This window comes from Streptomyces sp. NPDC051740 (assembly GCF_044453165.1).
Taxonomy (GTDB): domain Bacteria; phylum Actinomycetota; class Actinomycetes; order Streptomycetales; family Streptomycetaceae; genus Streptomyces; species Streptomyces atrovirens.
This window is the reverse complement of sequence record NZ_JBITCL010000002.1, coordinates 375,674-397,958: the sequence shown is the minus strand read 5'-3', so window position 1 is coordinate 397,958 and position 22,285 is coordinate 375,674. Positions and strand designations below refer to the sequence as shown.

General features: G+C 71.2%; 22 protein-coding genes. 8 read left to right on the top strand and 14 right to left on the bottom strand.

Features of this window, described 5'->3' with window-relative positions; genetic code table 11:
• The first annotated feature begins 4 nt into the window (after positions 1-4).
• From ACIA6T_RS04820 to ACIA6T_RS04805, 4 genes are all read left to right on the top strand, one after another.
• Positions 5-514, top strand: a complete 510-nt coding sequence (locus ACIA6T_RS04820; RefSeq protein WP_399445112.1) for a DUF4328 domain-containing protein — start codon at positions 5-7, stop codon at positions 512-514.
• Complete coding sequence (locus ACIA6T_RS04815) at positions 511-759, top strand: hypothetical protein (RefSeq protein ID WP_399445111.1); 249 nt, start codon at positions 511-513, stop codon at positions 757-759. The genes ACIA6T_RS04820 and ACIA6T_RS04815 overlap by 4 nt, the downstream gene beginning before the upstream one ends.
• A gap of 107 nt (positions 760-866) precedes the next feature.
• On the top strand, positions 867-2,345 hold the full coding sequence (locus ACIA6T_RS04810) for an alpha/beta hydrolase (RefSeq protein ID WP_399445110.1): 1,479 nt from the start codon (positions 867-869) through the stop codon (positions 2,343-2,345).
• A 156-nt stretch (positions 2,346-2,501) separates the two neighbouring features.
• Complete coding sequence (locus ACIA6T_RS04805) at positions 2,502-2,738, top strand: hypothetical protein (RefSeq protein WP_399445109.1); 237 nt, start codon at positions 2,502-2,504, stop codon at positions 2,736-2,738.
• Between the two features lie 11 nt (positions 2,739-2,749).
• Here the strand turns inward: ACIA6T_RS04805 and ACIA6T_RS04800 are convergent, their stop codons facing one another.
• The 6 genes from ACIA6T_RS04800 to ACIA6T_RS04775 form a co-directional block, all read right to left on the bottom strand.
• Complete coding sequence (locus tag ACIA6T_RS04800; protein WP_399445108.1) at positions 2,750-3,412, bottom strand: response regulator; 663 nt, start codon at positions 3,410-3,412, stop codon at positions 2,750-2,752.
• Entirely contained in the window at positions 3,409-4,668 is a 1,260-nt protein-coding gene (locus ACIA6T_RS04795) for a sensor histidine kinase (RefSeq protein WP_399445107.1), read from the bottom strand. Before ACIA6T_RS04795 ends, ACIA6T_RS04800 begins: the two co-directional genes overlap by 4 nt.
• A gap of 62 nt (positions 4,669-4,730) precedes the next feature.
• Positions 4,731-6,809, bottom strand: coding sequence for an MMPL family transporter (locus ACIA6T_RS04790; RefSeq protein WP_399445106.1), 2,079 nt, complete (start codon positions 6,807-6,809; stop codon positions 4,731-4,733).
• Positions 6,810-6,961: 152 nt separating this feature from the next.
• The gene (locus ACIA6T_RS04785; RefSeq protein ID WP_399445105.1) at positions 6,962-8,074 is read right to left on the bottom strand and encodes a hypothetical protein; all 1,113 of its coding nucleotides are present in this window, start codon (positions 8,072-8,074) and stop codon (positions 6,962-6,964) included.
• A 73-nt stretch (positions 8,075-8,147) separates the two neighbouring features.
• On the bottom strand, positions 8,148-9,164 hold the full coding sequence (locus ACIA6T_RS04780) for an SCO2521 family protein (RefSeq protein WP_399445104.1): 1,017 nt from the start codon (positions 9,162-9,164) through the stop codon (positions 8,148-8,150).
• A 1-nt stretch (position 9,165) separates the two neighbouring features.
• Entirely contained in the window at positions 9,166-10,128 is a 963-nt protein-coding gene (locus tag ACIA6T_RS04775) for an SCO2522 family protein (RefSeq protein ID WP_399445103.1), read from the bottom strand.
• A gap of 131 nt (positions 10,129-10,259) precedes the next feature.
• Between ACIA6T_RS04775 and ACIA6T_RS04770 the strand changes: the two genes are divergently transcribed.
• The gene (locus tag ACIA6T_RS04770) at positions 10,260-11,507 is read left to right on the top strand and encodes a GNAT family N-acetyltransferase (protein ID WP_399445102.1); all 1,248 of its coding nucleotides are present in this window, start codon (positions 10,260-10,262) and stop codon (positions 11,505-11,507) included.
• Here the strand turns inward: ACIA6T_RS04770 and ACIA6T_RS04765 are convergent.
• The 6 genes from ACIA6T_RS04765 to leuA form a co-directional block, all read right to left on the bottom strand.
• A complete protein-coding gene (locus ACIA6T_RS04765; RefSeq protein ID WP_399445309.1) occupies positions 11,500-12,444 on the bottom strand; it encodes an FAD-dependent oxidoreductase in 945 nt (314 codons plus the stop codon). The two genes, ACIA6T_RS04770 and ACIA6T_RS04765, sit on opposite strands and share 8 nt — an antisense overlap.
• A gap of 132 nt (positions 12,445-12,576) precedes the next feature.
• On the bottom strand, positions 12,577-13,494 hold the full coding sequence (locus ACIA6T_RS04760; protein WP_399445101.1) for an SCO2523 family variant P-loop protein: 918 nt from the start codon (positions 13,492-13,494) through the stop codon (positions 12,577-12,579).
• Between the two features lie 3 nt (positions 13,495-13,497).
• A complete protein-coding gene (locus ACIA6T_RS04755; protein WP_399445100.1) occupies positions 13,498-13,713 on the bottom strand; it encodes a hypothetical protein in 216 nt (71 codons plus the stop codon).
• A gap of 55 nt (positions 13,714-13,768) precedes the next feature.
• On the bottom strand, positions 13,769-14,521 hold the full coding sequence (locus ACIA6T_RS04750) for an SCO2525 family SAM-dependent methyltransferase (protein ID WP_399445099.1): 753 nt from the start codon (positions 14,519-14,521) through the stop codon (positions 13,769-13,771).
• 132 nt (positions 14,522-14,653) lie between these two features.
• On the bottom strand, positions 14,654-15,355 hold the full coding sequence (locus ACIA6T_RS04745) for a TerB family tellurite resistance protein (RefSeq protein WP_399445098.1): 702 nt from the start codon (positions 15,353-15,355) through the stop codon (positions 14,654-14,656).
• Positions 15,356-15,540: 185 nt separating this feature from the next.
• Positions 15,541-17,262, bottom strand: coding sequence for a 2-isopropylmalate synthase (leuA, locus tag ACIA6T_RS04740; protein WP_399445097.1), 1,722 nt, complete (start codon positions 17,260-17,262; stop codon positions 15,541-15,543).
• 346 nt (positions 17,263-17,608) lie between these two features.
• On the opposite strand from leuA, the gene ACIA6T_RS04735 reads away from it, so the two are divergent.
• The 3 genes from ACIA6T_RS04735 to ACIA6T_RS04725 are packed head-to-tail and all read left to right on the top strand — an operon-like array spanning position 17,609 to position 20,336.
• Positions 17,609-18,679 carry a M4 family metallopeptidase gene (locus ACIA6T_RS04735; RefSeq protein ID WP_399445096.1) on the top strand — a complete coding sequence of 357 codons (1,071 nt, stop codon included), beginning with the start codon at positions 17,609-17,611 and terminating at the stop codon, positions 18,677-18,679.
• 21 nt (positions 18,680-18,700) lie between these two features.
• Complete coding sequence (locus ACIA6T_RS04730; RefSeq protein WP_385049050.1) at positions 18,701-18,967, top strand: protealysin inhibitor emfourin; 267 nt, start codon at positions 18,701-18,703, stop codon at positions 18,965-18,967.
• 46 nt (positions 18,968-19,013) lie between these two features.
• Positions 19,014-20,336 carry a GH1 family beta-glucosidase gene (locus ACIA6T_RS04725; protein WP_399445095.1) on the top strand — a complete coding sequence of 441 codons (1,323 nt, stop codon included), beginning with the start codon at positions 19,014-19,016 and terminating at the stop codon, positions 20,334-20,336.
• Between the two features lie 257 nt (positions 20,337-20,593).
• Here ACIA6T_RS04725 and era read toward each other — a convergent pair whose 3' ends face one another.
• Both era and ACIA6T_RS04715 read right to left on the bottom strand, forming a co-directional pair.
• Complete coding sequence (era, locus tag ACIA6T_RS04720) at positions 20,594-21,547, bottom strand: GTPase Era (RefSeq protein WP_399445094.1); 954 nt, start codon at positions 21,545-21,547, stop codon at positions 20,594-20,596.
• 106 nt (positions 21,548-21,653) lie between these two features.
• Positions 21,654-22,133, bottom strand: coding sequence for a hypothetical protein (locus ACIA6T_RS04715; protein WP_399445093.1), 480 nt, complete (start codon positions 22,131-22,133; stop codon positions 21,654-21,656).
• Positions 22,134-22,285 lie beyond the last annotated feature (152 nt).

The window sequence follows — 22,285 nt, the reverse complement described above, 5'->3', positions numbered from 1 at the left end:
CGTCATGCTCGCGTCCAAAGACGGGCTCAGCCCGCATCACCCGCTGCCCAGCAGCGTGCCGCCGCGCGCCTCGCGCGGCCTCCTCATCGCCGTGGTGGCGGCGTTCGCCGTCGCCGCGCTCAGTGACCTGTTCGCCGTGTACACCGATGTCCGGCTCCGCGCGGTGGTCGACGGTGACGTGACCGCCACGACCGCGTCGGACCTGGACGCCGCGTACTCGCTGTACGAGAGGGCGGGACAGGTCCAGCTGGTCACAAGCCTGCTCTGCGCGGCGCTCTTCATCACCTGGTTCTTCCAGACGCGCCGCCGCACCGAGCTCCTGGCACCGAACTGGTTCCGCAAGGGACCCGGATGGGCGATCGGTGCCTGGTTCATCCCCGTGGCCAACCTGTGGCTGCCGTACCGCATCGCGGCCGACATGTGGAATGCCTGCGCACTGCTGCCGACATGTGGAATGCCTGCGCACTGCTGCCGACCGAGGGGAAATCGCACCGGTTGCCGATGTGGCCGGTGAACCTGTGGTGGGGCCTGTTCGTCGGAACGACACTGCTCGGCCGGTTCGCCGCCGCGCGCGTCGACATGGTCGACTCGTTCGCCGAGGTCAGCGACGTCCTGACGCTGTCCCTCGTCACCGACCTCCTGTACGCCGCCACTGCAGGGGCCGCCGTGGTGTTCACGGTACGGCTGGCAGCCCTGGAACGACTGAAGGCGGCCGAGGGCCGGGGCGCTTCCCTGGACGGAGTTCATACGCACCGTTGAACCACGTGCGAGCAGACGCCCCTCACAGCCCCCTGGGGTAAACCCCAACAAAAACAAGGGCGTTGCCCGGATGTGAGCGGGGCCGTGCCGCGACAAAGCTCGTACACATGCCGTCAACCACACGCACCCTCGCCCTCACCGCCGTACCCGCCGCCCTCCTCGTCGCCCTGCTCCCACCCCTGACCGCCCAGGCCGTACCCACGTCCCTCGACTGGGGACCCTGCGCGGGTACGGCCGGCGCCGGTCCCCGCCAGGAGTGCGCCACCCTGCGGGTCCCCATGGACCACGCCGACCCCGACGGACCGCAGATCTCCCTCGCCGTCTCCCGTGTCCCCGCCGAGAAGCCGGACGCCCGGCGCGGGGCCCTGCTGCTCATCGCCGGCGGGCCGGGCGGGTCGAGTCTGAACGACCCCTCGGGGAAGGGGCAGAAACTCCCCCAGGAGGTCCGTGACACCCACGACCTCATCGGGTTCGCGCCGCGCGGGCTCGCCCCGTCCACCCCCGTCGACTGCGGGCTGGAGTACGGCGACCTCGCCACCTCCAGGCTCCGTCCCTGGCCCGCCCCCGACGGCTCGGTGGACGGGAACATGGCCACCGCCCGGCGCACGGCCGACGCCTGCGCGCGCAACGGCGGTGAGCTGATCAAACACATCAGCACCGCCAACGAGGCCCGCGACATCGACCGCCTCCGGGCCGCGCTGGGCGAGCGGAAGATCTCCGCGTGGGGAGTGTCGTACGGGACGTACGTCGGGGCCGTGTACGCGCAGTTGTTCCCGCACCGCACCGACCGGATCGTGCTGGACAGCGTCGACGACCCCGACCCGACCCGTGTCAATCGCGCCTGGCTCGCAGCTCACGAGCAGGGGGTCGAGGACACCTTCCCGCACTTCGCCGCATGGGCGTCGAAGCCCGGCAACCCCGACCGCGTGGCGCGCCGGGCCGCCGACGTACGCCCGCTGTTCCTGCGCCTCGCCGCCCGGCTCGACCGCGAGCCCATCCCGTGGCCCGGAGCCAATCCCGAGGAGCTGAACGGCAACGTGCTGCGCCAGACCATGCTGGACAGTCTCGCCTCCCCCAGCCGCTACCCGACGCTCGCCGGGCTGATGCGGGCCGCGGCGCAGGGCACCGTGCCGCCCGCGCCCGGGGCGCCGCCCGAGGAACTGCTGCAGAACGTCACCGCCGTGGGAGCCGGGACGCTCTGCAACGACGTGTCGTGGCCCACGTCGCAGGCCCTGTACGAGAAGGGCGTCGCCGAGAGCCGCGCCAAGTACCCGCTCACCGCCGGGATGCCCCGCAACGCGATGCTCTGCGCGGCCTGGCCGTACCCGCCGCGTGAGGCGCCGGTGCGGATCACCGACCGGGGGCCGTCCGACATCCTGCTCGTCCAGAACGAGCGGGACGTCAACACCCCGCTCGCCGGCGCGATGCGGATGCGGGAGGCACTCGGCCGGCGGGCGGTCATGGTCACCGTGAACTCCACCGGCCACGACGCCTACCTCGCCAACGGCAACGAGTGCGGCGACCGCACGGTCTCCCGCTTCCTCGCCACCGGCGAGCGCCCCGGCCGGGACGTGTACTGCCGCTGACGACAGGTGTTCAAGCGTTCTCCGGGCTGTTCGTCCGACCGGACGATGAGCTGTCGATGACGCCGTTGGCGTGACGTTTCGCCCCGTGCGGAACCGGGGCTCCCGCAGCCGGCCTCCTGTCCTGCAGTACCGACACCTCTTGGTGAGGAGACCGCTATGACCGCGACCGCGTTCACGCTGGAGGGCGACTACCTGCTGGCCCCGCCGCGCCCGGCCGACCGGATCGGCACCGGTATCGACCCGCGCGACCGGCGTCGGCTGGAGCTCCACGCCGCCCTGACCGCCGCCGGTATCCCGCCCCGGCCCGAGGACCGTGAGGCCATCGAGAGTCTGAGCGCCCTGTCCGGCAGCATCAACAGCACCATCCAGCGGTGGCTGCACCACACTCTGTGAAGCCGGCCGGCTCACGGCCTCCCCGGTGCCACCAGCCCCGACTCGTACGCCACGATGACGAGTTGGGCCCGGTCCCGCGCCCCGAGCTTGCCCATGGTCCGGCTGACGTGGGTCTTCGCGGTGAGCGGGCTCAGGCCCAGCGAGTCGGCGATCTCGGCGTTGTTCAGGCCGCGCGCGACCAGGGCGAGCACCTCGCGCTCGCGGTCGGAGAGGCACTCGGGGCCGGCGGTGACCGGCGCGGACGGGCTGCGCAGGAAGCGTTCGATGAGCCGGGCCGTGGGGCCCGGTGAGAGCAGGGCCTCGCCGGCCGCCACCGTGCGGATGGCGTCGAGGAGTTCGGCCGGTCTGGTGTCCTTCACCAGGAAGCCGGAGGCGCCGGCGCGCAGCGCGTCGACGATGTTCTCGTCGGTGTCGTAGGTGGTGAGGACGAGGACCCTGACCCCCGCGAGGTCGTCGTCGGCGGCGATCAGGCGGGTCGCCTCGATACCGTCGAGGTCGGGCATGCGGATGTCCATGACGACGAGGTCGGCGCGCTCGGTGCGGGCCAGTTCCGCCGCCTGCCGGCCGGTGGCGGCCTGGCCGACGACCTCCATGTCGGGCGCCGACTCGACGAGCATCGCGAAGGCCTCCCGTACGAGGGTCTGGTCGTCGGCGAGCAGCACGCGGATGGTCATCCGGTTCCTGTTCCTTCCCGAGTCGTCGCGGGCGTCAGCGGCAGGGTCGCCGCCACCTGGAAGCCGCCGCCCGCCCGTGGTCCGGCGTCGAGTGTGCCACCCACGCTGCGGGCCCGTTCCCGCATCCCGACCAGACCGAAGCCGGGAGTGGTGCCGGGGGTGGGGCCGGTGCCGTCGTCGGTGACGGACAGGCGCAGGGCGCCGTCCTCCTCGCGCAGGTCGACGCGGACCACCGGTTCGGGTCCGGCGTGCCGGACCGCGTTGGTCAGCGCCTCCTGGACGAGACGGTACGCGGCGGCACCGACGGCGGGCGGTACGGGGCCCGTCACCCGGACGGCCGGTTCGACGCGGGCGCCCGCGAGGCGCGCGGCCTCCACCAGGTCGGGGACGCCGTCGAGACCGGCCAGCGGGCCGCGGGTGTCCGAGGGCCCGCCGTTGTCGCGCAGTACCTCCAGGGTCGTACGGAGCTCCCCGCGGGCCGTCCGGCAGGTCTCGGCGATGTCGTCGAGGGCCTTGGCGACGGTCTCCCGGTCGAGGCGTTCGGGGTCGGCGGCCAGGACGTGCGCGGCGACGGAGGTCTGCACGCCGATGAGGGTGATGCTGTGGGCGAGCAGGTCGTGCAGGTCGCGGGCGATGCGCAGGCGTTCCTCGGCGACCCGGCGGCGGGCCTCCTCCTCGCGCGTGCGTTCGGCGCGTTCGGCGCGCTCGACGATGGCGGTGACGTACTGGCGGTAGAAGCGGACGTCGACGCCGAGGAAGAGCACGGCGACGACCCAGCCGGTGATGCGGAGCAGTTCCACGAAGCCGTCGGGGTTGGTGAGGGCGTTCATGGTGAGGGTCGTGCCGATGACCAGGGCGCCGACGGTGAGCGTGCGGCGCGGTGTGCTGGTCGCGGCGACCGTGTAGAGGGCGACCATGGACCCGGCGACGGGCGCGCCGTGGTTGTTGTCGAGGGCGTGGTACGGCACGACCGGCGCCAGGACCAGCAGGAGCACCGGCAGCGGCCGGCGCCGCCGCCACGCGAGCGGTACGTGGGCGGCGAGCAGCAGCGTCCAGCCGAGCGCGTCGGGCCGGTGGCCGTGGTCGACGAGCAGCGCGACGACCGTGGCGAGCGCGGCGGTGCACACGGCGAGGATCGCGTCGTTGCGGACGGCGTGCGGGGCGGTCAGGGGGTCGCGGTTGATCGCGGCCATGATCCGCTCGCCGGTGCGGGGGCGTTCCGCCGCCCGCGCTGTCTTCGTGTGCACGGGGTACATCCTCCGGGAGGAGGGCGCCCCTCCGGGAGGGAGGGGCGCCCTTGTGATCGGCACGCGGGCGGTCACACCGGTTCCGGCTGCCGTTCGCGCGGGACGGGCTCCGGGTTCCGGGAGAGCCCGCCGGGCCACCACAGCCGGCGGCGCAGCAGCACGCTCGCCGTGGTGACGAGGTAGGTGCGGACGAGGAAGGTGTCGAGGAGGACGCCGACCGCGATGACGAAGCCGAGTTCGACCAGCGGTACCAGGGGCAGCGTGGTGAGTACGGCGAAGGTCGCGGCGAGGACGACGCCGGCGGAGGCGATCACGCCGCCCGTGGTGCGCAGGGCGGTGAGCGCGGCGGCCTCGGGTTCGGCGCCGTTCAGGGACTCCTCGCGCATGCGGTGCAGGAGGAAGATGCCGTAGTCGACGCCGAGGGCGACCAGGAAGACGAAGGACAGCAGTCCGAGTCCGGGGTCGGTGCCGGAGAAGCCGAGCAGCGGCTCGAAGACCAGTCCGCCGATGCCGAGGGCGGCGCCCCAGACGGCGACGACCGCGGCGAGCAGCAGCAGCGGTGCGACGAGGCTGCGGAGCAGGACCATGAGGATCACGAACACGGCGGCGAGCACCAGCGGCACGATGACCGAACGGTCGCGGGACTCGCTGTGGGCGAGGTCGAGCTGCTGGGCGCTGAGGCCGCCGACGTGGGCGCCGTGGCCGTCGAGGGTGTCGCGCAGGGTTTCGATGGTGCGGGTCTCGCCGGCCGTCTCGGGGGCGGCGGTGGCGAACACGGCGATCTCGGCCCAGCCCCCGCCGTCGCGTACGACGGTGGCGTCGGCGACCCCTTCGGTGGTGCGGGCCTTCGCCAGGACGGCGTCCGCCCGGTCGGTGGGGGCCATCACGGTGAGGGGGCGGCTGCTGCGCTCGGGGTACTCCTCGGCCAGGGTCCGCATCGCGGAGATGGACTCGGGCCGGTCGGTGAAGGAGTCCTCCTGCTTGAGGTCGCCGGTGAGGTTGAGGGTGCCGAGGGCGAGGGCGCCGAGGAGGAGCCCGCCGCCCGCGAGGACGGCGGCGGGGCGGCGCGCGGCGGAGGTGCCCATGGCGGCGAACAGCGACCGGCGGGCCTTGGGGGCGCTGCCGAAGGCGGGAATCAGCGGCCAGAACACACGGCGGCCGAGCAGGACGAGGACCGCGGGGAGCAGGGTGGTCATGGCGACGAGTGCGGCGAGTACGCCGATCATGCCGACCGGGCCCATGCCGCTGCTGCTGTTGAGGTCGGCGGCGAGCAGGCAGAGCAGTCCGGCGGCGACGGTGCCGGAGGAGGCGAGGATCGCCGGTCCGCAGCCGCGCAGGGCGGCGCTCATCGCGTCGTACGGCCGCTCGTGGCGGCGCAGTTCCTCGCGGTAGCGGGAGACGAGCAGCAGCGCGTAGTCGGTGCCGGCGCCGAGGACGAGGACGGTCATGATGCCGCCGCTCTGGCCGGTGACGGTGACGTCGAAGAGTTCGTGCAGGCCGTATCCGGCGGCCATCGCGACACCGGCGGCGACACCCGCGACGGTGAGCGGGACCAGCCACAGGAACGGGCTGCGGTAGATCAGCACGAGCAGCACGGTGACGACGCCGAGGGTGGCCAGCAGCAGGGTGCCGTCGATGGTCTCGAACACCTTGCCCATGTCGGTGCCGAGGGCGCCGGGCCCGCCGACCTCGACGCTCAGTCCGCCGGTGCCGTCGGCGATCTCGCGCACCCCGTCGACGAAGGCGTTCCGGGCCTCCTCGTCCTGGCCCGGCTGGGTGCTGGAGACCGGGTACATGAGGGTGCTGCCGTCCGTGGAGGGGACGCCCCGGGGGATGTCCGTCAGGTCGTACGCGCCCTCGACCTCGGCGACCTGTGCGGCGGCGGCCTGCCGGTCGGCGGCGCTCAGTCCGCCGTCCCGGTGGTAGACGAGCACGAGGTCGGTGGACTCGCCGCCGGGCAGCTCGTCCTGGATGCGGGCCACCTGGGTGGAGTCGGCGCTGTCGGGCAGGTAGTCGACGGCCCGGTTCTGCTGGACCTCGCCGAACTTGCCGGCGAGCGGTCCGACGAGCACGAGCGCGGCCAGCCACAGCCCGACCACCGCCCAGGGCACGAGGCGCCGTCGCCGTGCGTGTGTCCTTGCGTCCCCCATGAGTCGGGGCTCCCCTCCGGTCGGGTGTCTGGGTCGGTTCCCAGACTCCCGGCGGAAGGGGCGCGGGTCGTCGGACGTGGGATCGAGTTGCGGAGTACTGCGTGGGGCGGCACGGGGGCGCGGTTACTCCCCCGGGAGTAACCGCCCGGAGGCTACGCCCGGTCGACCATCCAGGTGCCGTCCTCCTCGTCGTCGACCCGTACCTCCAGTTCGCGGACGCTCATGCCCGCCTCCCACAGTTCCCGGAAGCGTTTCATGCGGTCCTGGACGTGGTCGCGTCGCGCGATGAGCCGGGTCCTGACGTTGACGTCGCGCAGGTCCTGTTCGATCTCGAAGGAGACCTCCTCGTCGTAGACGATGAAGTCGTCGGTGGTGCCGCGCTGGAGGTGCGGCGGCAGTTCGGGCAGCACCGCCACCCGGACCTCGATGTGCAGTGCCTGCTGTTCGTCGCACAGCCGCAGCAGCCGGTCGTCGAGTTCGCGCGCGCTCGCCAGCAGGAACAGCCGCCGTACCGGCACCCCGTGTTCCTCGATCGCCTCCCGCTGGGCGTCGAGGTAGCGGCTGGCGGGTTCGCTGTTCCAGAACTCGCGGTCGACGGAGGTGCTGATGGCGTCGACGGAGCGTTCGGCGGCGTGGGTGAGGGTGAGCATCCAGTCGTGGTTCTCGCCGTGGCACTCCACGCTCATGCTGGTGAGCGCCGCCATGTGGCCGACCACCCGCTGCATCTCCAGGCGGACGAACGTGTAGAGGATCGACGGTCCGGGTGCGAGGGCCTCGGCGAAGCGCTTGGCCAGTTCCGGTACGCCGTCGGTGCGGACGCGGTCGAGCGGCGGGTAGGACTCGGGGGCCGGGTCCTGCTGGGCGAGGCGGGTCTCGACGAGTTGCCGGATGTCCTCGGTGTGCCGGGCCAGGCCGGTCCGCAGGTGGTCGTCGTGCCGGGCCAGCCCGTCCCGCACGGTGGCGGCGGTCTCGGCGAGGACGCTCTGTGTCCGCAGGGCCTGTTCGTCGGGTTTCCGGTCGCGGGCGAGGAGGTGCTGGAGGGCCACCGTGGCGGCGGCGCAGAGTGCGGCGGCGGAGAGCTGCCGGAGCGCTCCGCCCCCGGGGCTCAGCAGTGCTGCGACGCCCCAGACGACGAGGCCGACGGTGAGGCCGGTCAGGAGTCTGCGCGTCCACTCGGTCCGGTCGGGCGACTGTGCCCGGGAACGTGCGCCCGCGCCGGGCGGGGGTGCCGTCTCCTCGGGCTGGGATGACTGTGCCGTGCTCATCTCGCTTCTCCCCCCGTTGGGATACGCGTCGGATCGGGGTGCGGGGATGTGCGTCGGGGCCGTGGCGGCGCGCTCAGGGGCTCAACTCGGCCTCCCGGTGGGGAATCGCGTGCAGGGCGAGCTGGTCCCGGATGCGCTGCACCAGGGTGCGCCACTGCCGGGTGAAGCCGGGGCGGTCCTCCAGCGCCTCCCAGAGCGGGGCGAGTTCGTGTGCGACACGGGCCCGTGGCATCCACAGGTGCAGCAGGTGGTCGACGGCGGGCCGCAGCGCGGCGACGACGGCGGGCCGGTCCTCGCCGGTCCGGGCCCTCGTCCGTGCGGGGGGTTCCGCGGCGCCCAGCCGGATGCCGTCCAGGACGCGGACGACGGTGGTGAGCAGCCAGTCGTGCAGGGCGAGGTCGTCGCAGAGCCCGGCGATCTCACCGGCGGGCGTGCCGGCGGGGACGCGGAGCCGTACGGTGCGCAGCTCGTCCTCGGCGAGGGTGAACCGCTCGATCGACGGCCCCTCGTCGCGCTCGGCGGGCAGGGCGACCCAGCGCAGCCGGGTGGGGCGGGACTTCAGGGGCGGGCGGTGGTCGAGCAGGGGGTGGCGCAGCAGGCGGGTGAGGAGTCCGTCGGCGATCAGCCCGACGTCGAGTTCGCCGTGCCGCCCGCCGTTCAGCAGGCCCTGGGCGACCGCCTCGTACGGCAGTTTCCCGAACGGCTCGACCGTCGCGGGCCGTACGAGGTAGTGGCCCCAGGGGCGCCGGTGGTCGGGGCCGGAGGCGGGGACACGGAAGTAGGCGGAGCTCTGCAGGACGCGCCCCTCGGTGAGGGAGGCCCGGGCGGCGACGGTGCCGACGGCGCGGATCCTGGCGCCGTCGGCGCTGGGCAGGGGGCAGTCGACGCCGGTGAGGGTGTCCGGGGAACGGCCGTAGAGGTTGGGGCGTTCGGAGAGCAGGACGCGTTCGTCGGCGCGCAGTCCGAGGAGCTGGGCGGCGGAGCGGCTGTCGAGGGCCTGCAGGGCGGGCAGCAGGCAGGTGCGGACCTCGCCGCAGGCGAGCACGACGGGTGGCTGTGTCTCCCCCGGCGTCATGTCCCCCGGCGTCATGTCACCGCCCCGCGTAGAAGACGTAGGAGACGCGGTCGGCCACCGAGTCGGGGACGGCCGTGTTCTCGCGGGCGGAGCGCTCGGCGGTCTGGGCCAGTGCTCCGGGGTCGACCTCGATCTGGTCGAGGATCACGCGGACGGCGTGCTCGACGGGTAAGAACCGGCTGGGGATCACCGAGCAGGTCCGGTAGGCGGCGAACGGGTCCGCGCGCGGGTTGAGGCGAAGCAGCGGGGGCAGTTCGTCCCAGTCGTCGGGAAAGGCGTCGGCGGTGTGCGGCTGGGGTACGAGGACGGCCTCGCCCTCGTTGCGCAGCAGGCCGAGGCGGGCCAGCTGCCACACCGCGGCGAGGAAGGGGCAGGACCAGGTGCGGTGTCCGTCGGGGCCGTCGTCCCAGAGTTCGACGTCCAGGAAGACGGAGTGGCGGCGGGCGGCGGTCTCCTTCGGCGGCTGCCAGGCGGTGGCCTTCTTCATGGCCTGCGGGGCCCGTGCGACGGGGCCGCGCTCGCCGTTGGCCAGCCAGCCGGTCTGCGCGGCCGGCGGGCGCAGGCCGTAGCTGCCGGGTGGTGGTTCCTCGACGATCCGTCCGGCCACGGCCTCGGCGACCGGTACCTTGCCGGCGACGGCGCAGCCGGACTCGCGGGCCAGGTAGTCGACGACGAGCCCGGCCCGGTCGGCCTCCTGGAGCAGCATGGGGACGACTTCGGCGGGGGTGGAGAAGCGGGTGAAGTAGTCGTCGATCAGGAAGCAGGTGCTGATCCGGGGGCGTTTGCCGCCGGTCGCGGCGGCGGTGGCGCGGGCCGCCTCCGCCCAGGGGCGCACCCGCTCGAAGTGCCGCCGCAGGTGCCCGGGGCCGGCCTCGAAGTCCTCCATGTAGAGGTGGCCGAGTTCCAGGGAGAGGTGGGACAGGGGCACGGCCTGGGTGCGTGGCCTGGAAGTGGTCTCCTGGAACACGGACTCCGTCATGGCGTCTCCACTCATGTAGGTCATGGTCGTGCCGGCATCCCAAGTCATCCATTTAGCAGTCGACTTGACGATATGCTGTCGGCAGCGGTGTTCCATGGCCAAAGGCCGAGGAGCACGCGCCGATCGGTAGCATGCAAGACCGGAACCTCGAGCTGACCAAACGGACGGACATGACTGCGTGGTCGACCAGGACAGCCGACTCGGCGGATCTGGCTCAACTTCGCTCTCTACTGGTCGATTCGTGCGAGCCGTCGGTCATCCCCTCGTCGACTTCTCTCGACACGGCCGTCGAGCGTGGTTCGGTGCGGGTCGCCGAATCCGCCGGTGCGTTGCTGGGGTGCGTCGTCACCGAGACTCCATCCCCGGGGCATGTACGGCTGTCGGTGATCGCGGTCCACCCCAGCGTGCGACGGCAGGGCGTGGCCACCCTGCTCCTGGCCGAGACCGTGAAGGCCCACCGGTCTTCCGAGCCACCGCTCATATCCGCCCTGGTCGGTCTGGAGGGCACTGCGCTGTCGCGGCTCTTCCTGGCGTGCGGCTTCCTAGGGACCCGGCTCATGCGTGGCAGCGGTCCGGGCTCCGGTGTCCGCATTCACTACCAGCACCAGTCGCGCGTCGCGTATCTGGATCCGGATTCCCGCCACCTCGTACCTGTCGGTGATCAGGAGCAGCTCGCCGAGTCCCTGGCACCGTCCGATCACGCGGTGACGGCGCTGGTGCCCCTGGAGGACGGTTCGGCGTTCGAAGTAGCGAGGTTCGAGCAGGACGACCCCGCAACGCTTCAGTCCGGAGAAGCCGCAGCCGGCATCGCCTTCGCCGGTTCCGTTCTTGCCGCCATCACCTTCCTCCTCGGCTTCGCCTTCTCGTCGACCCGCTTCCCGGACGACGTACGCCTGCTCCTCATCGGAGCGACGTTCAGCACCGTGCTCTCCCTGATCGTGTACGCGAGCGCTTCCGGCGAACTCGCCCGGATCCGCTCCAACTCGTTCGGTAAAATCATGAAGTGGGGGAACGTGCTGTCCGAGTACGGCGGTGTGTTCCCTTTTCTGATCTCGCTCCCCGTGACCTACGCACAAGCCAGCGGGAACCCCTGGACCACCATGACCCTGGCCCTTGTGCTCAGCACCGCCATTGCCTGGTACGAACGGTCCGAGTTCTCCATCGCCCATCGCTTTCGCCGGAGCCCGGGCGAGCTCGCCTTGATGGTGCTCACCGCGGCTTCGCCGACAGTGGGCGCGGGCCTGGTGGCGGCGAACGCCACGAGTTGGCCGTGGACCACGGTACTGGTCGTCACCCTTTCGGCCCGGACATGGCTGTACCTCTTCCACCGAGGCACTGAGGCGGACGTCGCTGAGCGTCGACAGTGGCAGATCAGGTAGTCGCTGTGATCACCCGGCGGATCCGCTCCACGACCTCGCGGGCGCATCCCCAGGACAGGGTCAGTCCGGCTCCGCCATGACCGTAGTTGTGTACCAGCAGCCTGCCCCCGTGGCGTTCTTCCTCCAGTCGGATCTGTGTCCGTGCCGGCCTCAGCCCCACCCGCTGTTCGAGGATCCGGGCTCCGGAAATCGACGGTTCCACGGCGACGCAACGCGCGATGATCCGGCGGGCCGCTTCGTCGTCGGGTGATAGATCCCAGTTGCCCCGGTCCGACGTCCCGCCGAGAACCACCGTGTGAGCGTGCGGGTAGATGTAGGTGAGCTCGTCGGCACCAGGAGTGTCGTCGCAGAAGAACGACTCGATGCCGGGGTTCTCCACCACGACGAGTTGGCCCCGCACCGCCTCGACCGAGGGGTCGTTCGCCAGCGCCCTGGCCCCGGTGCCCGAGCAGTTGACGACTACCGGTGCCTCACGCATCGCCTCCTCGACCGCGCCGTACCGGTGGCTGCGAATGGAGCCGCCTTCCTTCACTAGCCGTCGAACAAGATAGTGCAGGTAACGGGGCATATCAGCCAGAGGCGCGCGGTAATGCCATCCGCTCACGAACCCATGCTTAAGGCCCTCCGGCGCGCACAGGCGCCCGCCGACCAAGCCGCTCCACGCCGGCATGGCATACGGAATTCTGGACTCCTGCGTTCCCTCCACGAGCCGGATACCCGTGTCCTCGTCGGCGCTCAGCGCGACGAGCTCGGACAGGGTCGCCCGGCTCCAACGCTCGACCAGGTCGCTGGGCTCGGCGAGATAGGGGTCCCACATCGCGCCGGCGGCCGCCGAGGTCGTCGCGCCGGGGAGACGATCGGTGTCCACCCGGACTCTCATCCCGGCCTCCGCGAGACACACCGCTGTAGTCAGCCCGGAAACTCCGGCACCGATCACGACCGCATCGGCCGACACTGCTCGCCTCCGTCATGCGCAGTTGTCAAAGCTCTGCTCGGCCAACGCCGTCTTCCAGTTCATCGAGGCTGTCCGAACCGTCGCACATGCCACGGTCCACGACCGGCACTGCTGTCAAGGTCGCCCCCAGTACGAGTCGTCCGTCAAACGTCGAGCTATCTCCTCCAGCGCCGCCAGCGTCTCCTTGTTGGCGATCTGCACGGAGAGGACGTCCTCATCAGTGATGAGCCGTTCACACCACTGTAGGGCGGGTTCCAGGGGTACGGCGCCGAGCACCACGCTGTCGCCGATGCCGTGTTCCGCGGCGAGCCGGCGCAGCGCCTCGTCGCAGGACTGCATCCAGGCGGCCTGGGCGGGTGTGCCCTGGGACCACAGCGGCGAGTCCGGGTCGGGTACGGCGGCCCGGACGAAGCGGACGGCGCCCTGCAGCGCCTCCTCGTCGTGGCCGCGTTCGACGCCGCCCCTGATGATGCCGTGGTCCTTGTGGACGAGTCCGGCTGCGGCGATCACGTGCTGCCGGGTCCAGCGGTGGAAGACCAGCCAGCGGAAGGGGACGTAGCGCATCCGGGGGTGGGCGGTCGCGGCGAGGGCCATGTCGACGGCGTAGCTGCGGCCGGCGCTGAGGTCGACGACGATCAGGTCGAACTCGCCGTGCAGCCGCAGCAGGAGGTCGACGCACCGTTCGAGGGCGTCCTCGCCGACGACGAACTCGCCGCCGCCGGCGTCGCCGGGGAGCAGCACCAGGCGGCCGGCCTGGTTGGGGCGGGCGCGCAGCTGGGGGTGCTCGGTCTGCCGCCAGACGTCGATCCTGGCCGGTTCGGTGACCGCGCCCTCCAGGTAGGAGTGCAGGCCGCGTTCCTCGGTGCCGCGCATCGCGCCGGGTACGTCGAAGACGGCGGCGGTGGTGGGCGAGCCGAAGTCGAAGTCGACGTAGGCCACGTGGTCGCCGGCGAGGGCGCGCTGGTAGGCCAGGTTGGCGCTGGTCACCGAACGGCCGGTGCCCCCTTTGTCGGAGGCGGCGAAGACGAGCACGGCTCACACCTCCTGCGCGGCTGCGCCCCGTGCCTGGGGCAGAGTGTCAAGTTCCCAAAGCACGGGCAGGGCCAGGACGAATGTGGTCAGCAGCGGCTCGGTGTCGGCGGCGCTGTTCAGTCCGTCGGCGTTCTCCCGGACAATGCTTCCTTTATCGAACGAACGGCGGGCCATGACCCTCCAGATGTCCAGCAGGTGCTGCCGTGGCTTGATCTGCATGCCCGCACCCCTCGTACAGATCTTGTTGCCCTGTGTTCAGACATGATCCCCGTTCCTACGGGGTGACAATCGCCGAATTCCGCCGCCCCAGGGCGAGAAACACTTCCCCGTGACCCGGCCGCACCATGTGGTCCATGTCGTGGATTTCCAACTCGACAGCGAAGGGTTCCAGGCTCTCCCGGATCCGGTCCGCGTTGACCCGGTAGGCGGGGTACTTGTGTGCGCCGACCTGGTATCCGAGGGATTCCTTCATGAACGCGGCGGCGAAGGGCGCTCCCTCGTTCAGCGCGTCCATGAAGCACTCCACTCCCCGCCGGAACTCGTCGGGGCACTCGGACATCGAGTCGGCGACGAAGAACATCGTGCCGATGTCCCAGCGCCGCTGTCCGTCGAGGTCCAGCAGGTTGGCGCGCTCCACCCGGACGATCTCGCCGAACCGGCTCCGCGGCTCGACGTCCCGGTAGGCGGGAGCCTCACCCAGTACGTCCCAGAACGCGTCCCACGCCGTGTCGTATCCCCCGCCGGACGCCTGTTTCTCCAGGTATTCGACATTCGGAGTCGCGTATTCCAGAAGGAGGATCTTCTCGCACCAGGGCAGCATGGAAAGGGCCGGACAGAGATTCGCGCCGGCACCCACGTCGACTCCCCGGACCGATGCCGGAACGCCCTGCGCGTAGCAGCGGCTGAAATGGTCGCGCATGAGCCGCACGATCAGCAGATCGACCTCGAGCGGGGTGCGGTAGTTGAGGTCGACGTACACCTCCGGATCGAACTGCGACCATGGCGCGTCGGCGTTACGATCCATCATCACCCTGCCACGTCTCCTTCAGTGTCGGACAAGGCCGTGCGTCGACGCACGAGTCCTCAGCGGACGTCAGCGGGCGAAGAGGCGACTCCGGTGCTCACATGGTAGGTCCGGTCGGCGCGCGAAGACACGGTCTCAGGACGGGGTGCGGGCCGCCGCCAGCAGGCGGGTCACGTCGTCCGAGCAGATGGTGAGGGCCGCGCCCACGGTGGCCAGGGCGTCGCGTTCGGCGGGGATGTAGGGGCCGTCGGCGAGGGCGATACGGGCGCCCTGAAGGAGGATCGACTCGCGACCCGGCGCGGCGAGGTGCGGGGCCAGCGGGTCCAGGGCCTCGTGCAGCTCGATCGCCAGGCCCGCCGTACAGGGCTCCCCGGTGAAGCGGCCGGTGTCCGCCTCCAGCGCCTCGACGAGCGCGGCGAGCTGCTCCTCCGTGCAGTCGTCGAAGCCGGCGGCGCGCACCCCGGTCGCGGCCGTCTCCAGGGAGGCGCGCGAGCAGGTGCCGCCGGCGGCCAGCACCGCGAGGGCGACGGTGTGGACGGCGTCGCGGAGCATCGCGGAGAAGCGGGTGGTGGTGGGGTGGTCCAGGACGTCGGTGCCGAAGTGGCGGCGGCAGGCGGCGCATTCGACGACCGGCCCGGTCCCGCCGCGCGGCAGCACGGGCACGCCGAGGAGGGCGAAGCGGCGGTGTCCGGTCAGCCGCTGGTAGTTGCGGTCGCCGCCGCAGCCGGGGCAGAAGAACTCCCCGTCACCGACGGCCGTCCACACGGTGCGGGTGCCCAGCAGGCGCGACAGTCTGGTGGCAGCGGCACGGCCGTTGGGTCCCCGTCCTGGCAGCACGTCGCACCTCCATAACCGCCACAGCGTCGTCGCCGCGCTTGCGTGATGTTAGCCACATCAGGGAGGTGGAGTCAGCACCCAGGACGAGACCTTTCCGTGACCATCACGGATATATGGCCGGTATATGACGGGGCCCCGCCCGCCGGTTTCCGGCGGGCGGGGCCTCAAACCGCCGATTCGGCTGGTCAGCGCGATGCGCGGTTGACGGCCGAGACGACCGCCTTCAGCGAGGCCCGCGTGGTGTTCGCGTCGATTCCGATGCCCCACAGCACCTTGTCGCCGATCGCGCACTCGATGTAGGAGGCGGCCTGCGCGGAGGCGCCCTCGCTCATCGTGTGCTCCTGGTAGTCCAGCAGCCGTACGTCGATGCCGACGCCCTGCAGCGCGTGGAAGAACGCCGAGATCGGACCGTTGCCGCTGCCGACCAGGGTGGTCTCCGTGCCGTCGACCGTGGCCTCGACGGTGAGGGTGTCCACGCCGTCGCGGTCGGTGGTGGACTGGCCGTTGGCGACCTGGATACGGCCCCAGGGGTTCTCCGGGTTGGGCAGGTACTCGTCCTGGAAGACGTCCCAGATGGCGGCCGGCGTGATCTCGCCGCCCTCGGCGTCCGTCTTCGCCTGGATGATCTTCGAGAACTCGATCTGCATCCGGCGCGGCAGGTCCAGCTTGTGGTCGTTCTTCAGGACGTACGCGATGCCGCCCTTGCCGGACTGCGAGTTGACGCGGATGACGGCCTCGTAGGAGCGGCCGACGTCCTTGGGATCGATCGGCAGGTACGGGACCGCCCACTCGATGTCGTCGACGGTGACGCCCTTGGCCCTGGCGTCGGCCTCCATGGCGTCGAAGCCCTTCTTGATGGCGTCCTGGTGGGAGCCGGAGAAGGACGTGTAGACCAGGTCGCCCACGTACGGGTGGCGCGGGTGGACCTCCATCTGGTTGCAGTACTCCCACGTACGACGGATCTCGTCGATGTCGGAGAAGTCGATCCGCGGGTCGACGCCCTGGGAGAACAGGTTCATGCCCAGGGTGACCAGGTCGACGTTGCCGGTGCGCTCGCCCTGCCCGAACAGGCAGCCCTCGACGCGGTCGGCGCCGGCCATCAGCGCCAGCTCGGCCGCCGCCACCGCCGTACCGCGGTCGTTGTGCGGGTGGACCGACAGGCAGACGTACTCGCGGCGGGACAGCTTGCGGCCCATCCACTCGAAGCGGTCGGCGTGCGTGGACGGGGTGGAGCGCTCGACGGTGGCGGGCAGGTTGAGGATGATCTCGCGGCCGGGACCGGGCTGGTAGGTGTCCATCACCGCCTCGCAGACCTCCAGCGCGAAGTCCAGCTCGGTGTCGGTGAAGATCTCCGGGCTGTACTGGTAGCCGAACTCCGTCTCCGGGCCCAGCAGCTTCTCGGCGTACTCCATCACCAGGCGGGTGCCGTCGACGGCGATCTGCTTGATGTCGTCCTTGGAGCCGCGGAAGACCACGCGGCGGAAGACGGGAGCGGTGGCGTTGTACAGGTGGACGGTGGCCCGCTTGGCGCCCTTCAGGGACTCCACCGTGCGCTCGATCAGGTCCTCGCGGGCCTGGGTCAGTACGGAGATGGTGACGTCGTCCGGGATGGCGTCCGGGTCCTCGATGATCGAGCGGACGAAGTCGAAGTCGGTCTGGCCGGAGGCCGGGAAGCCGACCTCGATCTCCTTGTAGCCCATCTTGACCAGCAGGTCGAACATGGCGCGCTTGCGGGCGGGCGACATGGGGTCGATCAGGGCCTGGTTGCCGTCGCGCAGGTCGGTGGAGAGCCAGCGGGGGGCGGTGGTGATCCGCTTGTCCGGCCAGGTGCGGTCGGGGATGTCGACCTGCTCGTAGCGGCCGTACTTGTGGATCGGCATGGGGCTGGGCTGCTGGCGGTTCGCCATGATGCGGGGGCTCCTCGGTGTGTCCTGATGGACGGCCGACGGCGCACGCCGAACTCCGCGGGGAGGGGGTCGGCCTCTACTGCAGACCCTCACCGCGGCAGCTAAGGAGAAGCAGCCCGAAACGCATGATGCGGAGCATGCTAGCCGAGCTTTCCCTGACGCGGGCCGCGTGTATCAGTATGCGGGACCGTCACACCCGAAAGAGGCGCGGGAAACTGCGCAATAGGTCACAAACCACCCGGACAGATAACACACGGCTACCCCCACGGTGGCCGAGTCCCGACATTTCACCCAATCAAGGTTGCTCCTGGTGACAGCACGCCGACGCGGTGTCATCGTTCCGGACATGACCAAGAACGGGGGCTTCGAGCCCGTCTTCTGCACGATCGTCCCGCCGCACGTCCTCGACCGGCTCGCGCAGGCCGAGGACCCCCTGCTCCACGGTCCCGCGCGCCGCACCATCCGGCGCGACGCCTACGAGCGCACCCAGCGTCATCTGACCACGGTCGCCGGCGCCCCGGCCGTCGCCCTGCTCGCCGAGGCCGAGCCCGGCAAGCCGCAGCGCACCGTGTACGACGCCCGGCACGGCACCGACCTGCCGGGGACGAAAGTGCGCGGCGAGGGCGACGAGCCCGGCCAGGACGCCACCGTCAACCGCGCCTACGCCGGTCTCGGCGCCACGTTCGAGCTGCTGCTGAAGGCGTACGCCCGCGACTCCATCGACGGCAACGGGCTGCCGATGGACGCGACCGTGCACTACGACGAGGAGTACAACAACGCCTTCTGGAACGGCGAGCAGATGGTGTTCGGCGACGGGGACGGGGAGATCTTCCTCGACTTCACCATCCCCGTCGACGTCATCGGCCACGAACTCGCCCACGGCGTCACGCAGTACACCGCGAACCTGACCTACTTCGGCCAGCCGGGCGCGCTCAACGAGTCGGTGTCGGACGTCTTCGGCGCGCTCATCAAGCAGTACACGCTCGGCCAGACCGCCGACGAGGCCGACTGGCTGATCGGGGCCGGGCTGCTCGCCCCGCGCGTCACGGGCAAGGCGCTGCGCTCCATGAAGGAGCCGGGCACGGCGTACGACGACGACGTCCTCGGCAAGGACCCGCAGCCCGCGACGATGGACGACTACGTCCGCACCGGCCGGGACAACGGCGGCGTGCACATCAACTCGGGCATCCCGAACCACGCCTTCTACCTGGCGGCCACCACCCTCGGCGGGCACGCCTGGGAGCGGGCGGGGCAGGTCTGGTACGACGTGCTGACCGGCGGGGAGCTGGAGCAGGACGCGAAGTTCACGGACTTCGCGACGCTGACGGTGAAGGCGGCGCGCGCCCGGTACGGGGAGGGCGAGGAACTCCAGGCGGTGTCGAAGGCCTGGGAGCGGGTGGGGGTGCGGACGCTGTAGTTCCGTACTAGACACGGACCCATGCGTATTCAGGTGCGGCGTACGGGCGGGTTCGCGGGGATCGAGCGGCGGGCCGAGGTGGACACCTCGGGCCGGGCCGACGCCCATGAGTGGCACGCCCTGGCCGAGCGGGTCATGGCCTCCGGCCGGGGCACGCCTCCGGCCGGGGTGCCGGACGGTTTCGGCTACCGGATCACGGTGGACGGGAGGTCGGTGTACTGCGCGGATCCCCGGCTGACGGACGAGCAGCGGGAGCTGATCAGGAGGGTGCTGAAGGAGGGTGCGTAACTCGCTTGTCTTGCATGGGCGTTGACTTGTTCCGGCTCGGGTACGGATGATCCGGGCCATGGCGACGACCAACCCGATCCCCCGTTTCCCGGCCGGTTTCCTGTGGGGCGTGTCGACTTCGGCGCACCAGATCGAGGGGGCGGTGGAGGCGCGCGAGCCGTCCGTGTGGGACGTGTTCTCGGACGAACCGGGGCGGGTGCGGGACGGCTCGACGGCGGCGGTGGCCTGCGACCACGTCCACCGCCATCGCGAGGACGTGGCGCTGCTGGCCGGCCTGGGCGTGGACGCGTACCGCTTCTCCGTCTCCTGGCCGAGGGTGCGGGCGCGGGGCGGCCTGGACTTCTACGACCGGCTGGTCGACGAGCTGTGCGCGGCGGGCGTACGGCCGGTGCCGACGCTGTTCCACTGGGATCTGCCGGCCGAGCTGGACTGGCTGGAGCGCGGTACGGCACAGCGGTTCGCGGAGTACGTGGCGGAGGTCGCCGGGCGGCTGGGCGACCGGGTGACGAAGTGGATCACCCTCAACGAGCCCGCCGAGCACACCCTGCTGGGACACGCGCTGGGCGTGCACGCCCCCGGCCGGAAGCTGCTGTTCGACGCGCTTCCCGTGGCCCACCACCAGCTCCTCTCGCACGGGCTCGCGGTACGGGCGCTACGGGCGGCCGGGGCGGACGACATCGGCATCGCGAACTCGCACGCGCCGACCTGGCCGGCCTCCGAGGACGAGGCGGACGTGGCGGCGGCCGGCTTCTACGACGTCCTGCTGAACGGGATGTTCGCCGACCCGCTGCTCCTCGGCCGTTACCCGGAGGGCATCGGCGAGCTGATGCCCGGCGACGTCGAGGCGGACCTGAAGGTCATCGCGGAGCCGCTGGACTGGTACGGGATCAACTACTACGCGCCGACGGGCGTGGGCGCCCCGCAGGGCACGGAGACCGACTTCGGCGGGGTCCGGATGCCGGCCGAACTCCCCTTCTCGGTGCGGGAGATCGAGGGACACCCGGTGACGGACTTCGGCTGGCCGGTGGTCCCGGAGGCCCTGACGGAGCTCCTCACCGCCTTCCGCGCCCGGTACGGCGACCGCCTCCCGCCGGTGGTCGTCACCGAGAACGGCTGCGCGTACGACGGCCTGGACGACCGGGACCGCATCACCTACCTCGACGGCCACATCCGCGCACTGCACCGGGCGGTGGAGGCGGGCGTGGACGTGCGCGGCTACTTCGTGTGGTCCCTGATGGACAACTTCGAGTGGGCGGAGGGCTACGCCCGCCGCTTCGGCCTGGTCCACGTCGACTTCGACACGCTGGAACGGACCCCGAAGGCGTCGTACGCCTGGTTCGGGGAACTGCTGCGCGCACAGCGCCGCTGATCAGGCTGCATCGATATGCGGCTACCGCCGCGCGGCCGGGGCGCCGAGGAGCACTTCGATCTGCCTGCGGGACCTGACGCCGACGCCCGCCCCGTCAGAAGCCCAGCCGCCGCAACTGCTTCGGGTCACGCTGCCAGTCCTTGGCGACCTTCACGTGCAGGTCCAGGCTGCACCGATATGCGGCTACCGCCGCGCGGCCGGGGCGCCGAGGAGCACTTCGATCTGCCTGCGGGACCTGACGCCGACGCCCGCCCCCGTCAGAAGCCCAGCCGCCGCAACTGCTTCGGGTCACGCTGCCAGTCCTTGGCGACCTTCACGTGCAGGTCCAGGAAGACCGGGGTGCCGAGGAGTGCCTCGATCTGTTTGCGGGACTTGATGCCGACGTCCTTCAGGCGCTTGCCCTTGGGGCCGATGACGATGCCCTTCTGGCTGGGGCGCTCGATGAAGAGGTTGGCGTGGATGTCGAGGAGGGGCTTGTCGGCGGGGCGGTCCTCGCGCGGGAGCATCTCCTCGACGACCACGGCGATGGAGTGCGGGAGCTCGTCGCGGACGCCCTCCAGGGCCGCCTCGCGGATCAGCTCCGCGACCATGACCTGCTCGGGTTCGTCGGTGAGGTCGCCCTCGGGGTAGAGGGCGGGGCCCTCCGGCATCAGCGGGATCAGGAGGTCGGCCAGCAGGCCGACCTGCTTGTTCGCGGTCGCCGAGACCGGGATGATCTCGGCCCAGGTGATGCCCAGCTCCTGGCCGAGCTGGTCGACGGCGATCAGCTGCTCGGCCAGCGCCTTGCCGTCCACCAGGTCGGTCTTGGTGATGATCGCGATCTTCGGGGTCTTCTTGATCCCGGCCAGTTCCTTGGCGATGAAGCGGTCGCCGGGGCCGATCTTCTGGTCGGCGGGGATGCAGAAGCCGATCGCGTCGACCTCGGCCCAGGTGGTGCGGACGACGTCGTTCAGCCGCTCGCCGAGCAGGGTGCGCGGCTTGTGCAGTCCGGGGGTGTCCACCAGGATCAGCTGCGCGTCCTCGCGGTGCACGATCCCGCGCACGGTGTGCCGGGTGGTCTGCGGCCGGTTCGAGGTGATCGCCACCTTCTGCCCGACCAGAGCGTTCGTGAGGGTGGACTTGCCCGCGTTGGGACGGCCCACGAAGCAGGCGAAGCCGGCCCGGTGGACAGCTTCGGCAGGCTGCTCGGATGACTGGGTACGAACACTCATGCCGCCCATTCTCCCTGATGCGGGAGACCCCGTCGTACCACCCGTCCGGGACGGGGGCCGGACCGGGCCCCCGCGGGGGCCCGGTCCGGCCGTCCGCCCGGCGGGATCACTCGAAGACGAACGGGCCCGGTGCCTGCGGTGCGGTCGCCGTGCAGGTGATGGTGATGAAGCCGAACGCCGTCACCTTCAGCGTGCCGCCGAACGCCTCCAGGCTGTCGCCGGAGGCCACGGTGCCGGTGAGGGGGCCGACCTCCAGGGCGTCGCCGGTCGCCATGGCCGGGTTCTCGGTGCCGCTGAAGGTGACCGTGCCGCCGCCGGCCTTCACCAGGGTGAGCTTCGAGACCAGGGAGTCCTGGCCGATCGCGAGGGGCGCGGTCACCGCGGAGGTGGTGATGGTGACGGTGGCGGACGTGCCGCTCTGGGTGGCCGTGAGGGTGGCGTCGCCGCCGCCCCAGCTTCCGCAGTCGGCGTCGACGGTCGCCGACCCGGGGGCGACGGCGACGGCGGTGGGGGCGAAGACCAGCCCGCAGACGGCGAGAGCGCCCGCCGCCAGGGACACACCTGTTCCGAATCGCTTGCCTCTCATGGGATTCCGGTCCCTTTCCGTGTGGGGGGAACTGCTCGGCAGCGTGGGTCCGGACCCGCCGCGATCACGCCGGCTGACGTGCCGTCAGTACCGGCGGGTTCCATTGATGCGCGAGAGGCAGCGCGCGACAAGGTGGGATTCCGGCCTACTTA

Bases quoted from the DNA above. Each gene is read 5' to 3' on its own strand.
- era (WP_399445094.1), bottom strand. From the start codon at position 21,547: ATGAGTGTTCGTACCCAGTCATCCGAGCAGCCTGCCGAAGCTGTCCAC.
- ACIA6T_RS04735 (WP_399445096.1), top strand. From the start codon at position 17,609: ATGACCAAGAACGGGGGCTTCGAGCCCGTCTTCTGCACGATCGTCCCG.
- ACIA6T_RS04750 (WP_399445099.1), bottom strand. From the start codon at position 14,521: ATGATGGATCGTAACGCCGACGCGCCATGGTCGCAGTTCGATCCGGAG.
- ACIA6T_RS04820 (WP_399445112.1), top strand. From the start codon at position 5: ATGCTCGCGTCCAAAGACGGGCTCAGCCCGCATCACCCGCTGCCCAGC.
- ACIA6T_RS04725 (WP_399445095.1), top strand. From the start codon at position 19,014: ATGATCCGGGCCATGGCGACGACCAACCCGATCCCCCGTTTCCCGGCC.
- ACIA6T_RS04755 (WP_399445100.1), bottom strand. From the start codon at position 13,713: ATGCAGATCAAGCCACGGCAGCACCTGCTGGACATCTGGAGGGTCATG.
- ACIA6T_RS04785 (WP_399445105.1), bottom strand. From the start codon at position 8,074: ATGAGCACGGCACAGTCATCCCAGCCCGAGGAGACGGCACCCCCGCCC.
- ACIA6T_RS04730 (WP_385049050.1), top strand. From the start codon at position 18,701: ATGCGTATTCAGGTGCGGCGTACGGGCGGGTTCGCGGGGATCGAGCGG.
- ACIA6T_RS04795 (WP_399445107.1), bottom strand. From the start codon at position 4,668: ATGTACCCCGTGCACACGAAGACAGCGCGGGCGGCGGAACGCCCCCGC.
- leuA (WP_399445097.1), bottom strand. From the start codon at position 17,262: ATGGCGAACCGCCAGCAGCCCAGCCCCATGCCGATCCACAAGTACGGC.
- ACIA6T_RS04810 (WP_399445110.1), top strand. From the start codon at position 867: ATGCCGTCAACCACACGCACCCTCGCCCTCACCGCCGTACCCGCCGCC.
- ACIA6T_RS04715 (WP_399445093.1), bottom strand. From the start codon at position 22,133: ATGAGAGGCAAGCGATTCGGAACAGGTGTGTCCCTGGCGGCGGGCGCT.
- ACIA6T_RS04770 (WP_399445102.1), top strand. From the start codon at position 10,260: ATGCAAGACCGGAACCTCGAGCTGACCAAACGGACGGACATGACTGCG.
- ACIA6T_RS04805 (WP_399445109.1), top strand. From the start codon at position 2,502: ATGACCGCGACCGCGTTCACGCTGGAGGGCGACTACCTGCTGGCCCCG.
- ACIA6T_RS04780 (WP_399445104.1), bottom strand. From the start codon at position 9,164: ATGACGCCGGGGGACATGACGCCGGGGGAGACACAGCCACCCGTCGTG.
- ACIA6T_RS04775 (WP_399445103.1), bottom strand. From the start codon at position 10,128: ATGACGGAGTCCGTGTTCCAGGAGACCACTTCCAGGCCACGCACCCAG.
- ACIA6T_RS04790 (WP_399445106.1), bottom strand. From the start codon at position 6,809: ATGGGGGACGCAAGGACACACGCACGGCGACGGCGCCTCGTGCCCTGG.
- ACIA6T_RS04800 (WP_399445108.1), bottom strand. From the start codon at position 3,412: ATGACCATCCGCGTGCTGCTCGCCGACGACCAGACCCTCGTACGGGAG.